The organism is Tateyamaria pelophila (genome assembly GCF_019966495.1).
Taxonomy (GTDB): Bacteria; Pseudomonadota; Alphaproteobacteria; order Rhodobacterales; family Rhodobacteraceae; genus Tateyamaria; species Tateyamaria pelophila.
Genome location: NZ_JAIMIA010000019.1, coordinates 25523 through 38906 on the forward strand (window position 1 = coordinate 25523; position 13384 = coordinate 38906).

Here is a 13384-nt window from a genome sequence, read left to right on the forward strand (position 1 = left end):
CACGCAGACAAACGCAATCGGTGGCAAGGATTTCTTTTCACAGAAAGGCGATCAACCACACTGTCGATCAGATTTGACCCGCGTGGCCGTTCGCGCAGGTGAACGAATGAAACGCGCCTTTGAGCACATTCTGGTCTGACTTAGTGCGGGAATGACCCGTCCGTGCGAAATCAAACCCTGCATAATTATGATCGCTGGCCGTCTTGTCCGTTTCCGGTAACATCCGGACCAAAGCGAGATTTCGCAAAACCATGCTATGCTCCCGCACCGATAAGGGAGTATTTTCATGTCCGAGTATTTCGATCTTGGCAATTACAGCCGCCCGGTCAGTCCCCACGCAGACGCGCAAACCTGGTTTGACCGGGGTCTTGTATGGCTTTTTGCGTACAATCACGAAGAGGCCATCGCCTGCTTTGAAAAAACGCTGGGCTTTGATCCGGGCTGTGCGCTGGCCCATTGGGGGATCGCATACGGGATCGGCCCGAACTACAATAAACCGTGGGAGGTCTTCATGCCCGAGGAGAAGGCCCCGGCCTTGGGGCGCGCGCACCAGGCACTTGCGGCCGGACAGGCTCTGACGGAGGCAACGCCTGCGGAACGCGCTTTGATCGACGCGCTGGCGCTGCGCTATCCGACAGACCCGGAGATCGAGGATTACCAGCCGTTCAATGACGGGTTCGCCCATGCGATGCGGCCGGTTTACGAGGCACATCCGGATGATTTGGATATCGCCTGCTTTTATGCCGAGGCATTGATGAACCGCACGCCCTGGCAATTGTGGGACTTTCACAATGGTGTGCCAAACCCCGAAGCTTCAACGGTCGAAGCGATGGCTGTTCTGGAACGCGCTTTTGACCACACACCGGGCGCCTGGGACCACCCGGGGCTTTTGCACATGTATATTCACCTTATGGAAATGTCGCCACATCCGGAACGGGCGTTGCGCCACGGCGACCGGCTTGTGGGCCTTGTGCCGGATGCCGGTCATCTGGTGCATATGGGAACGCATATTGATGTACTGTGCGGAGATTACCAAAACGTGCTGTCCCGCAATCTGGCCGCCTGTGAGGTGGATGAGAAATTCAAAACCTATGCGGGACCCGCGAATTTTTACGCGCTCTATCGCATCCACAACCTGCATTTTGCTTTTTTCGGCGCGATGTTTCTGGGCCAGAAAGCTGCCGCCGTCGATGCCGTACTGCGCCTGAGAGACGAGGTCCCGGACGAGGTTGTGCGGTCTTATCCCGACATTTTCGAAACCTTCGTGGCCGCCGCACCGCATGTCTACATCCGTTTTGGCATGTGGGAAGAGATACTTGAGTTGCCGCAACCGGAAGATACGGAGCTTTACGTCACCACAAACGCGCTGATTTTCTATGCCAAGGCGGTGGCCTATGCCAATCTTGCCCGCCATGACGAGGCACAGCAGGCCATGGCCGACTTTACCGAGGCTTATGCCCAGGTGCCCGATACCCGCTTGTTGTTCAACAACACGGCCCGCGACGTGCTCGCCATCGGCGAAGAGATGATGAAAGGCGAGCTGGCCTTCAAATCGGGTCAGCATACCGAGGGTCTGGCGCATCTGCGGGCGGCGGTCACATTGGATGATGGGCTGGAATACGAAGAGCCGTGGTCCTGGCCGCAACCATCGCGTCATGCGCTCGGGGCACTGTTGATGGAAGCAGGGGAATATGCCGAGGCCGAAGCCGTTTACCGTGCCGATCTGGGCCTTGACGGGAAACTGCCGCGCCCCAGCCAGCATCCGCGCAATGTCTGGGCCTTGCATGGTTTGCATGAATGCCTGCGCCGACGCGGCGAGACAGTTGAATTGGTACATGTGTCCGTGCTGCTGGATCAAGCGATTGCGCGTGCGGATATCCCCATTCGCGCCAGTTGTCTGTGTCGCGCACAAGCGGCGTGAACACGCAAACCAGGATGCGCCACGGGCCGTGCGGCGCGTCCCGTTTTTCAGGCCTTGCGGGTCGCCGCAGTCTGGTTGAAGGCCGCGCGGACCATCGCAAGGATCCATGCCGTCGGTTTGAACCGATGCGGCGCGATCTGGGCCATCGCGATCCGTTCTGCCGGGTCCGGCGCAGTCAAATGGTCGGGCTGGTGATACAGAAGCGTGATATCATAAAGGGGTAGCATGGCATCTCTCCGGTTGTGGATGTCCGATCATTGCAGGTCCCTGTGCCGCGCGCTTGACGGATATCCTTAGCTTTCCCTGAGAAACTCCTTAGCTTTGCCAAGTGCCTTGCCTGACGACGAAAATCGCGCTGTAGTGGCGGGATGGAATACCAATTCGCAGATTGCGTGCTGAACACAGCGCGTCACGATCTGACCCGCGCCGGGGTGCCGCAGAAGGTGGAGCCGCAGGTCTTTGATCTTTTGCTTCTGTTGGTGGGCAATCCGGGGCGTCTGGTGTCGCGTGACGAGAATGTGGACGTGGTCTGGGGTGGGCGCATTGTGTCGGAGTCGGCCATCAGTGCGCGCATTGCTGCTGCGCGCAAGGCGGTCGGGGATGATGGTAAGGCGCAGGCAGTTATCCGCACTGTTGCCCGGGGCGGTTTGATGTTGGTCGCGGAGGTGAACGAAACGGTTTCGCAGACGCGCGAAGCTGCGCCGGTCGCGGTGCCCGCGGTTCAGCGCATCAAGTACACCCGAGACAAGGATGGGCACACGCTGGCCTATTCCATACTGGGCACGGGGTGGGATGTGATGCGATTCCCACCGCCCTACACGAACGATCTGGAGCATGAATGGCGGTTCAAACACCACCGTGTTTTCATCGAAGCGTTGTCCAAACACTTTCGGTATTTGCGATATGATCAGGTTGGCTCCGGCCAGTCTGAGCGTCTGGAACGCGATATGAGTATTGCAAACCTCGCCGATGATGCACTGTGTGTGGCCGATACCACAGGCGCCTCCACTTTTGCCGGGTTCGCTCTGTCTGGTGGTGTTTTGGGCGCGGTCAGTTTTGCCGCGCGATACCCCGAACGGTTAAGCCGTTTGGTTATTGTCGGAGGCTATGTCGATGGTCGGGTGACACGTGGACAATCCGGGCCAAACGATTCCCTGAAGACAATGATCGCAGAAGGCTGGGGCAAGCCGGACAGTCCGTTTGCGACCGCGTTTCTCACCACTTACTTTCCGGAAGGACCGCTGGAAGATGTGCGTGAGTTGGCAAACATGATGCAGTCCGCCTGTACGCCAGACACAATGCTGAATTACCGGGACTTGAGCAACACCGCATCAATTGCGGATTTGTTACCGGATGTGCGCTGTCCGACCTTGGTCATTCATGGACGCCATGATGCGGTGCACCCGCTTTCGGAGGCGCAAAAGCTTGCGGCGGGCATTCCAGACGCGGAACTGGTGGTGTTGGAGACGGCCAATCACGTTCCATTGCCGGGGAACGATGTGTGGGATGTGTATTCCGATACGTTGATCGCTTTCCTGAAGGGATGAAACTCTTCGGCTGTGCCCGTCCGCATGGGTCAGACCTGTCACCGCCTCTTGGGCAGAAATGCGCGTTTACCGGATCGGAAACGAAAAACGACGACCCCAGGGAGGAGGGGCCGCCGCTCTTTTGACATCATCACCAGATCAGGGAGGAGGAGGATCCGATAATGATGTGTTCGGTGCACCCGGTCGGATGCGGTGTAAAAGGTGCGGCACCTCCAGGGAGGAGGAGGCGCCGCAGTAGTGACATCGTTACCGGATCAGGGAGGAGGAAGACCCGTTGGCGATGTGTTCGGTGCACCCATTCAGGTGCGGTGTAAAAGGTGCGGCGACGCCTGGGAGGAGGTAGGCGCCGCCGCCAATTTCAGATGTCCCAGGGAGGAGGAGAGGAACATCTGATCTCGTAAACTCTTTAGCTCGCGTCGACGCCGTAGGCGGCTTCCCAAGCGATGCTTGAAATCTCTGACGGGTGGATGCCCAAATCGGCGAGTTCCCGTCCGGACAAAGCGCGAAGCTCTGCCTTGGTCGTGTTGTAGATGCGGCGCATTGCGTGGCGCTCTGCGACGTTGTTCAAGAAGCGAGCGCCTGCGCCCAGCATACGCTCTACCAGATCATTCCGTCCGGCGATGTCATTGTAATAGGCCATTTTCCGTGGCTCCGTTTTGTCTGTGTTGGGAGTAAGATAGTCAAATGCTGCGAGTGCACAATACCCAACCGAGTCAATGCTGCTATGCAGCAATTGCATGGGGTGTTGGATGAAAAAACAAGCTTAATGCTGAATCGGTGAGCGCTAACGCCGGATGCCAGTGGTGCCCCTTGCTCTTCCGCGAGAATGTGCCAGTTAATGCGGCACCCGAGCGGAGAAAACAGTCATGCCCATCACCAACGACCAAATCCTTGCCACCTTGCGCCGGATCGCAATGCCGGATGGGGGAGACCTTGTGAGCCGCGATTTGATTCGTGCCGTGCAGGTGAACGATGGCGCCGTGCAATTCGTGATCGAAGCACCGACACCGGAGATTGCCGCGCGCATGGAACCGGTCCGCGCGGCCGCGCAGGAGGCTGTGCAGGCCCTTGAGGGGGTAGGCACCGTCCGTGTTGCATTGACGGCCCACGGCCCTGCGGCGAAGCCCGCCGCCCCGCCCAGCCTGAAGATCGGCGGCCACCCCAAACCGCAAGAAGGCCCGACCAAGCCGACGGGCGTGCAGCGCATTCTGGCAATCGGGTCGGGCAAGGGCGGTGTGGGAAAATCCACCGTTTCTTCCAACCTTGCCGTGGCTTTGGCCAAACAGGGCCGCAAGGTCGGCCTGCTGGATGCAGATATATACGGTCCGTCGCAACCGCGCATGATGGGGATCAACAAGCGCCCTGCCTCGCCCGACGGAAAGACGATCATCCCGCTGAAAGCCCATGGCGTCACACTGATGTCCATCGGCTTCATGATGGAAGAGGGCAAGGCGGTGGTCTGGCGCGGCCCTATGCTGATGGGCGCGCTGCAACAGATGCTTGGGCAGGTGGAATGGGGCGAGTTGGACGTGCTGATCGTCGATTTGCCGCCCGGAACGGGGGATGTGCAGTTGACCCTGTGCACCAAGTCGGACCTGACCGGGGCGATTGTCGTGTCCACTCCGCAGGACGTGGCGTTGATTGATGCGCGCAAGGCGCTGGACATGTTTGCGACCCTGAAAACGCCGGTGCTGGGCCTGATTGAGAACATGTCGATGTTTGTCTGCCCCGATTGCGGGGCGGAGCATCAGATCTTTGGTCAGGGCGGCGTCGCGGCCGAAGCGGAGAAGATGGGCGTGCCCTTGCTCGGTGCCTTGCCGATTGATCTGGAAACCCGTTTGGCGGGGGATGGCGGTACGCCGATTGCAGCCGGGGACGGACCGATGGCGCAGGCCTATGCGCGTATCGCCGAAGGGTTGATCAAGGGTGGCATGGCCTGAACGTGCGCGCTGCGCTCTTAGAGAGTGGGTCGCCGTTCGTAAGATATGACAGTCGCGACCCGGCCCATATTGGTAATGATTTCTTCGCAGATCAGAACGAGCGACGCATCTGCCAGGGCATAGGTGAATTCGAACCTGTTGCGCGTCGTATTGGATGTTTCTATCTTTCTTACGCTCGGCCTCACGCCTCCAACTTCTAAACGATAAACGGACGCTACCTGGGTTTCGCAATCATCAAACAAGAGCGATCTCGCTTCTTCATCATCCCAATTGATTTGGGACTGGTCACTGAAAGAACCGAGTAAGCTCTCGTAAGGATCAAATATATCGCCTAAGAAAGAGCCGCCTAACGCAATGTTTGCCGCAATAATCCAGGCAGCTGCACGATTTTTGCTGCGAAGTTTCGCCTTGAGATCGTCTAATTCTTTGTCAGACTGTTTTGTCTGAGTGGAAACCTGATCCAAGAGCCAAGCGTCCCGATCGCCCATGACCGAACGCAATCTGTCATCTAGCGCAGCAAGCCGTTCGCGCAATTCGGCACGAGATGGAGGCAGATCTGGGGAATTGTCCTCGTCCGTCATAAATATCGATCTCCGTCCGGATTAGGGGCTGATGTGGCCCGCCGTCTTATAGTCCACTTCGTTAAGTGCATTCCTTCATGTTTAATGCGACGACGGCAGTCGCCGTGCTGTGCACCCGCACAACACACACTGCCATCAAACGGCATTGCACGGCAGCATTACAATGGAAATCGAGGTGGGAATTTATGGTCCCGCCGCTTGATCCTCCCCGTGATTCGAATCAATTTCGACAGTCTAGACTGAAAAATACGATGTTCGGGTGAGAACAAAGCAAAAACATATCCTGTGGATAAGTTTGTGAATGAAATTTTCTGGGATATTATGGGACTATAAGGGAGGCCTTTTGATAGTACTACATATTGTGCCAATTTTTTGAATTAGACGTACATAAGCCAATTTTCATACAAATTTCCTTACTGAGTTGAGTTTCACTTATCCTGTGTGCAACACTCAACAGACGATATTCCCACAAAAAACTATTGTCGCCCATGTTTTCCCATGGCATCAATAGTGCATCGGATGAGAACGAGCCCGGGGCAGCAAACGACCCCACGCACAAACAACAAAACTCTAGCAGGTTTCATACAGGCACCTCGCTTTCATCAGACCAAGAGATCCGGCGCGCTAACGAGCAATACATCCCCCCAGATGGTGCGCGTAGCTGGACATCCCGAAATCGGGACGAAGTCGGCGGATTGATCAGTGGCAGCAGATCAATCCGCCGTTTTCATTTCTGGAGCAGGGGACAGGCAGAGCGCAAGCAGCGCACCAATAAATGCCCGGCAAGGGCAGGCAAAGGGACGGACCAAGCCGGATGGCACGCAGGTTCAGAGGCGAAAGCGACCACAAGGTGGACGCAAAGGGCAGGGTGTCTATCCCGGCCTCTTTTCGCCGTGTGATCGAGCTTTGCGACCCGGATTGGACCGACGGCCTGCCGCCCCGTTTGATCATTGTCTATGGCGGGGCGACCCGCAACTACCTCGAAGGTTTCACGGTTGAGGCCATGGAAGAGGTGGACGAGAAAATATCGAAGCATCCGCGCGGCTCGGCCAGGCGCAAGGCGATGGAGCGGCTTTACAGTGCGCAATCCATAGAGACCGTTGTGGATGAAACGGGCCGCATCGTTTTGCCTGCAAAGGTCCGTGACAAGATCGGCCTGAACGGCATGGCGCGGTTTGTATCCTCCGGTGACACATTCGAGATCTGGGAGCCTGACGCTTATGATGAAAGCATCGCGGCGCTTGATGATGACGGGTTTGACCCTGACAAAGACCCTTCCGTCTATCTGGACGGGGATCTGGATTAGATGTCGGCTGGGGGGCCACATATACCGGTACTGATCGATGCGATCCTGCGGGCCTGTGCGCCCATCGAAGGTGTCTGGCTGGATGGGACGTTTGGCGCCGGCGGCTACACCCGCGCCTTTCTGGAGGCAGGCGCCGCCCGCGTCATTGCGGTCGATCGGGATCCGCTGGCTTTCGAGTTGGCGGCGCCCTGGGCGGAAACCTATGGTGACCGTCTGGTGATGCAGCATGGCGTGTTTTCCAAGATGGATGAATACGCCGAAAATCTGGACGGTGTTGTGCTGGATCTGGGCGTCAGTTCCATGCAACTGGATCTGGCAGAGCGCGGTTTTTCCTTCATGCGGGACGGTCCCCTGGACATGCGCATGAGCCAGGACGGCCCGTCGGCGGCCGATCTGGTGAACACGGCGGAAGAGGAAAACCTGGCGGATATTCTTTATCATTACGGCGAAGAGCGCGCGAGCCGTCGCATTGCCCGCGCCATCATTGCCGCCCGTCCCGTGACCACGACCCTGCAACTGGCCGGGATCGTCGAGAAATGTCTGCCGCGCCCCAAACCGGGGCAATCCCATCCCGCAACGCGCAGCTTTCAGGCGCTGCGGATTGCGGTGAACAATGAATATGGCGAGCTTTACGAGGGGCTTATGGCGGCGGAACGCGCCTTGGCACCCGGCGGCAAGCTGGCTGTCGTGACCTTTCATTCCGTCGAAGACCGGATGGTGAAGCGCTTTTTGACCGCGCGGGCGGGTAAGGCGGCCAATGCCAACCGCTATGCCCCCGAAACGATCACAGCGCCTGCGCAATTCGAAGTGAAATCGCGCAAGGCCATCAGCGCCGACAAGGACGAACTGGCCGCGAACCCGCGCAGCCGCTCGGCCAAGTTGCGCGTGGCGGTCCGCACTGATGCTCCGGCCGGAGAGATCGACGCAAAATCCATTGGCATGCCGCACCTCAGAGGAGCCACTTGATGCGCACAGTATTATATATCCTCACAACGCTGGCTGTGATTGGCCTCGCGTTCTGGGCGTACCGTGAAAACTATGCCACGCAGGAAGTGCTTTCCAAGACCGACAAGCTGCACAGTGACATCCGCAACGCCCATGCCCGCCTGGCCGTGTTGCGCGCCGAATGGGCCTATCTGAACCGTCCCGACCGGTTGCGCGATCTGGCGGATATCAACTTTGACCGTCTGGGCCTGTTGCCCTTCCGCGCCGATCAGTTCGGACACCTCGACGAGGTGGCGTATCCCGCACCCAAGCTCTTGCCGATCACAAACGCAATCGAAGTCATCGGCACGCTGGCAGATGACGGGGAGGACTACCCATGATCCGCACGCCGCTCCGCCCCCTGGCCCGCATCCTGCCTGCGCGTGCCGCAGGCGAAAGCACCGATGCCATCGAGCGGGAGAACATACGCAACCGCCATGAGGAAATGCGCGATCGGATGCGCCAGCGTGCAGAGGGCCGCTTGCTGGTGTTGGGCGTGTTTTTTCTCTGTGCCTTTGTCGTGGTGGGCGTCCGAATGGGCATGCTCGCCACGTCTGAGCCGACCGAGCCGCGGGCCAGTGCGCAAGGGGCGGCGATCTCGGCCTCCCGTGCAGATATCGTCGATCGTCATGGCCGCTTGCTGGCGACCAATTTCGACACCCATGCCCTTTATGCCCAACCGCCGCAGATGATCGACCCTGTGGCCGCAGCCAACGGACTTGCCGAGATATTTCCCGATCTGAAGGCCGAAGACCTGATCGAGGATTTCACAGGCAAGCGCAAGTTTCTGTGGATCAAGAAGAAAATCAGCCCCGAACAGATGCAGGCGGTGCATGAGATTGGTGATCCGGGCTTGCTTTTTGGCCCACGCGACATGCGTCTTTATCCCAACGGATCGCTGGCGGCGCATGTGCTGGGCGGTGCGTCCTTCGGCAAGGAGGGTGTGAGTGCCGCCGAGGTGATTGGCGTCGCGGGCGTCGAAAAGTACTTTGACGATTATCTGCGCGATCCGGCCAATGGTCAAAAACCTTTGCAGCTTTCCCTGGACCTGACGGTGCAGGCCGCAGCGGAGCGTGTGTTGATGGGCGGCATGAAGATCATGAATGCGAAGGGGGCGACATCGGTCCTGATGGACGTGAAGACGGGTGAAATCGTTTCGGTCGTATCCTTGCCCCATTTCGACCCCAACAATCGCCCTCGTCCCGCGATCACGGGGGATCAATCGGACAGCCCCCTCTTTAATCGCTCGGTCCAGGGTGTTTACGAGCTTGGCTCGACCTTCAAGATCTTTGCCGCCGCACAGGCGGTGGAGCTTGGTCTGGTGTCGCCCTCGACCATCATTGACACCAAGGGACCGATGCGCGTCGGCGGCTTCCCGATTGGCGAGTTCCGGAACAAGAATTATGGCGAGCTGAGCGTCTCTGACATCATTGTAAAGTCGTCGAACCGGGGCACGGGCCGTTTGGCGTTGCAGATCGGGATAAAACGACAACAGGATTTTCTGCGCAGCCTCGGCTTCTTTGATCCCACGTCGTTCGAGATTGTGGAGGCCGCCACAGGCAAACCACTGCTGCCCAAGCGCTGGACTGATCTCAGCTCTGTCACCATCAGCTATGGGCACGGGCTGTCATCCTCGCCAATGCATCTGGCGGCGGGGTATGCCGCGATCGCCAACGGGGGGCGGGTGGTCAAACCGACCATCCTCAAGCAGGACGGTCCCCAGATGGGCGAACGCGTGATGCGAGAAAGCACGGCCAGCGCGGCGCGCGACATGTTGCGGGAGGTTGTGACCAGCGGCACGGCGTCCATGGGCGAGGTGCCCGGCTATGCCGTAGGTGGCAAGACCGGTACGGCTGACAAGCCGAGGCCGCGCGGCGGCTATTACGAAGATAAGGTGATTGCGACGTTTGCCACTCTGTTTCCATCGCATGATCCCAAATACGTTTTGATCGTGACGTTGGACGAACCGGTCGAGACCAGCGGCGACAAGCCACGCCGCACCGCCGGTTGGACAGCCGTGCCCGTCGCCGCCGAGATGATTGGCCGGATCGCGCCCTTGCTTGGGTTGCGGCCAACCGTTGAACCCAAACAACTGGCTGGTATAACGCTGACCAGCAGCAACTGAGCCAAAAAGGCCGACATATGGGTGATCAGGTAAAACCACTTTCAGCGCTGGGCCTGACCGCGCGCAATGGTCGGGGCCGCGTCGCGCCGAATCCCGTGATCTCGGGGATCGCCGTGGATAGTCGCGAGGTCAAGGATGGTTTCCTCTTTGCCGCGATGCCGGGCGTGCGCATGCACGGCGCCGAGTTCATTCAATATGCCGTCCGTATGGGGGCCGTTGCGGTCTTGACCGATGCCGAGGGGGCCGCATTGGCCTCTGAATATCTGGACGATATCGCAGTTGTCATCGCCGACGCCCCGCGCGAAGCGTTGTCGCGTGCCGCAGCCCTTTGGTTCGGCGGCCAGCCTGAAACAATGGTCGCCATTACCGGCACCAATGGCAAAACCTCCGTCTCGACCTTCGTCCGGCAAATATGGATCGAAATGGACCTTCCAGCCGTCAATCTGGGCACAACCGGTGTCGAAGGGGCATGGACCGCACCGCTGGCCCATACCACGCCAGAGCCGATTACATTGCACCGGATCCTAGCAGCAGCGAAAGCGGCGGGCATCACCCATGCGGCGATGGAGGCCTCGTCCCACGGCCTCGACCAGCGTCGTCTGGATGGTGTGGTGCTCAAGGCGGCCGGGTTCACGAACTTTACCCAGGACCATCTGGATTACCACCACACGTTCGAAGCCTATTTCGATGCCAAGGCGGGGTTGTTTGCGCGGGTTTTGCCAGAGGACGGCATCGCGGTGATCAACATGGATGATCCACGCGGCATCGATATGGCCGCGATTGCCAGTGCGCGGGGCCAGACGGTTCTGAGCGTGGGCCGCGATGGTGGGGATTTGCACCTGTCGGGGCAGCGTTTCGATGCAACCGGGCAGGACGTGCGGTATACCTATCTGGGCAAAAGCTACACGGCGCGTTTGCCGCTGATCGGCGGATTTCAGGCCGACAATGTGATGCTGGCGGCGGGCCTTGTGATCGCCTGCGGGGCGGAGCCGGAGCGGGTGTTCGAAACCCTGCCGCATCTGCGTACTGTACGCGGGCGTATGCAGCTGGCGGCGCGGCGCGCCAACGGGGCGGCGGTCTTTGTGGATTATGCACACACACCGGATGCCATCGCCACGGCCCTGGCCGCGATGCGCCCGCATGTAATGGGCAAACTGGTGGCCATCGTCGGCGCGGGCGGCGATCGGGACGCAGGCAAACGCCCGTTGATGGGGCAGGCTGCGGCCCAAAACGCGGATGTGATTTTTGTCACCGACGACAACCCGCGCAGCGAAGACCCGGCCACCATCCGGGCCGCCGTGATGGAAGGCGCGACCGGGTTTGCCGCAGACGTAAGTGTCGCGGAAGTGGGCGACCGGGCCGAGGCGATCCTGCGCGCCGTTGACGTACTTGAACCGGGCGACGCCTTGCTGATCGCGGGCAAGGGTCATGAAAGCGGGCAGATTGTGGGCGAGGATATCCTGCCCTTCGATGACGCGGAACAGGCCAGCGTAGCCGTCGCCGCCTTGGAAGGAAGACTGACATGACGCTCTGGACAGCCGCGGAGGCCGCCGAGGCAACGGGCGGACAAACCACAGGCGACTGGACCGCGACGGGCGTATCGATCGATACACGCACGCTTGAGCCCGGCGATTTGTTTGTTGCCCTTCAGGCGGCGCGTGACGGCCATGATTTTGTCGCACAGGCTTTGGCAGCCGGCGCGGCCGCCGCCCTTGTGACTCATGTGCCGGACGGGGTTTCAAACGACGCGCCCTTGCTGATCGTACCGGATGTTCTTGAAGCGCTGGAAGCCTTGGGCGTTGCAGCCCGCGCCCGGACGCAGGCCCGCGTCGTGGCCATCACCGGCAGCGTCGGCAAGACCTCGACCAAGGAAATGCTGCGCGCAATCCTTGGAGATCAGGGCCGCACCCATGCGTCGGTGGCCAGTTACAACAACCACTGGGGCGTGCCGCTGACCTTGGCACGGATGCCGAGCGACACCGAATATGCGGTGATCGAGATCGGGATGAACCATCCCGGCGAGATTGCCCCTCTGGCCAAAATGGCACGCCCGCATGTGGCAATGATCACTACCGTCGCCGCCGCCCACCTGGAGGCGTTCGAGAACATCGAAGGGATCGCGCTGGAAAAGGCGGCCATCCTTGAAGGATTGGAATATGGCGGCACAGCCATCCTGAACAATGATTGTTCGACGGCGGCCATTCTGCAAGCCAAGGCCCATGATCTGAAACGGCGCGATATTGGTTTTGGCGCGCACGGTTATGATTTTGTTCTGAAGTCTGTGGATTTACGACGCGATACGACGGTGGTGCAAGCCGAGGCGCACGACGCACCGCTTCTGTTCAAGATCGGCGCGGTCGGGAGGCATTTCGCCATGAACGGGCTTGGCGCGCTGGCCGCCGCCGAAGCGCTCGGCGCGGATCTGGCGCTTGCGGCACAATCTCTGGGGCGCTGGTCTCCCTACAAGGGGCGCGGTGCGCGCGAAGTGATTTACCTGGATCCAATCGAAACGCACATGACGCTTGAGTTGATCGACGACAGCTATAACGCCAACCCAACCTCGATGGAGGCCGCGATGGATGTTCTGGCTGCTGCTGAAGTCACCAATGATATCGGACGTGTCAGCAAGGGCCGCAGGATCGCTTTTGTCGGTGACATGAAGGAGTTGGGCGATCAAGGCGCTGACATGCATGCGGATCTGGCAAAGCTGGCCGCGATGCAGGCGATAGACAAGGTGCATTGCATCGGCCCGCTGATGCAGCACCTGCACGCGGCGTTGCCTGCGGAACAGCAGGGGCTCTGGACGCCTACCGCCACAGAGATGGCGCGCGATATCCGGCGCAGTCTGGACAGTGGGGACGTGGTCTTGGTCAAGGGCTCGCTGAGCATGAATCTGGCCCTTGTCGTTGACGCCATCCGCAAAATGGGCCATCCGGTGGATATGGGCGCGGACCCACAAGATTATGTTTAGGATCGGCTG

Annotated in this window: 12 protein-coding genes; 9 read left to right on the forward strand and 3 right to left on the reverse strand. The window is 59.5% G+C overall.

Annotated elements, in window-relative coordinates; translation table 11 throughout:
* Nucleotides 1-286: 286 nt before the first annotated feature.
* Nucleotides 287-1921: a hypothetical protein gene (locus LC354_RS08470; RefSeq protein WP_223422888.1), complete on the forward strand. Its 1635-nt coding sequence runs from the start codon at nt 287-289 to the stop codon at nt 1919-1921.
* A gap of 47 nt (nt 1922-1968) precedes the next feature.
* On the opposite strand, the gene LC354_RS08475 is transcribed toward LC354_RS08470, so the two are convergent.
* Entirely contained in the window at nt 1969-2148 is a 180-nt protein-coding gene (locus tag LC354_RS08475) for a hypothetical protein (protein ID WP_223422889.1), read from the reverse strand.
* A gap of 141 nt (nt 2149-2289) precedes the next feature.
* Here LC354_RS08475 and LC354_RS08480 point away from each other — a divergent pair, with 141 nt between their 5' ends.
* On the forward strand, nt 2290-3468 hold the full coding sequence (locus LC354_RS08480) for an alpha/beta fold hydrolase (RefSeq protein ID WP_223422891.1): 1179 nt from the start codon (nt 2290-2292) through the stop codon (nt 3466-3468).
* Nucleotides 3469-3874: 406 nt separating this feature from the next.
* On the opposite strand, the gene LC354_RS08485 is transcribed toward LC354_RS08480, so the two are convergent.
* Nucleotides 3875-4108: a DUF1127 domain-containing protein gene (locus LC354_RS08485; RefSeq protein WP_223422893.1), complete on the reverse strand. Its 234-nt coding sequence runs from the start codon at nt 4106-4108 to the stop codon at nt 3875-3877.
* A 226-nt stretch (nt 4109-4334) separates the two neighbouring features.
* Between LC354_RS08485 and LC354_RS08490 the strand changes: the two genes are divergently transcribed.
* The gene (locus tag LC354_RS08490; RefSeq protein WP_223422895.1) at nt 4335-5408 is read left to right on the forward strand and encodes an Mrp/NBP35 family ATP-binding protein; all 1074 of its coding nucleotides are present in this window, start codon (nt 4335-4337) and stop codon (nt 5406-5408) included.
* A 17-nt stretch (nt 5409-5425) separates the two neighbouring features.
* Here the strand turns inward: LC354_RS08490 and LC354_RS08495 are convergent, their stop codons facing one another.
* On the reverse strand, nt 5426-5989 hold the full coding sequence (locus LC354_RS08495; RefSeq protein WP_223422897.1) for a hypothetical protein: 564 nt from the start codon (nt 5987-5989) through the stop codon (nt 5426-5428).
* A gap of 814 nt (nt 5990-6803) precedes the next feature.
* Between LC354_RS08495 and mraZ the strand changes: the two genes are divergently transcribed.
* Genes mraZ through LC354_RS08525 form a run of 6 tightly spaced genes read left to right on the forward strand, consistent with a single transcriptional unit; the run spans nt 6804 to nt 13375 of the window.
* On the forward strand, nt 6804-7295 hold the full coding sequence (gene mraZ / locus LC354_RS08500; RefSeq protein WP_223422899.1) for a division/cell wall cluster transcriptional repressor MraZ: 492 nt from the start codon (nt 6804-6806) through the stop codon (nt 7293-7295).
* On the forward strand, nt 7296-8261 hold the full coding sequence (gene rsmH, locus LC354_RS08505; RefSeq protein ID WP_223422901.1) for a 16S rRNA (cytosine(1402)-N(4))-methyltransferase RsmH: 966 nt from the start codon (nt 7296-7298) through the stop codon (nt 8259-8261).
* A complete protein-coding gene (gene ftsL, locus LC354_RS08510; RefSeq protein WP_223422903.1) occupies nt 8261-8620 on the forward strand; it encodes a cell division protein FtsL in 360 nt (119 codons plus the stop codon). Before rsmH ends, ftsL begins: the two co-directional genes overlap by 1 nt.
* Nucleotides 8617-10404 carry a peptidoglycan D,D-transpeptidase FtsI family protein gene (locus tag LC354_RS08515; RefSeq protein WP_223422905.1) on the forward strand — a complete coding sequence of 596 codons (1788 nt, stop codon included), beginning with the start codon at nt 8617-8619 and terminating at the stop codon, nt 10402-10404. The genes ftsL and LC354_RS08515 overlap by 4 nt, the downstream gene beginning before the upstream one ends.
* 17 nt (nt 10405-10421) lie before the next feature.
* The gene (locus LC354_RS08520; RefSeq protein ID WP_223422906.1) at nt 10422-11930 is read left to right on the forward strand and encodes a UDP-N-acetylmuramoyl-L-alanyl-D-glutamate--2,6-diaminopimelate ligase; all 1509 of its coding nucleotides are present in this window, start codon (nt 10422-10424) and stop codon (nt 11928-11930) included.
* Complete coding sequence (locus LC354_RS08525; RefSeq protein ID WP_223422908.1) at nt 11927-13375, forward strand: UDP-N-acetylmuramoyl-tripeptide--D-alanyl-D-alanine ligase; 1449 nt, start codon at nt 11927-11929, stop codon at nt 13373-13375. Before LC354_RS08520 ends, LC354_RS08525 begins: the two co-directional genes overlap by 4 nt.
* Nucleotides 13376-13384: the final 9 nt, after the last annotated feature.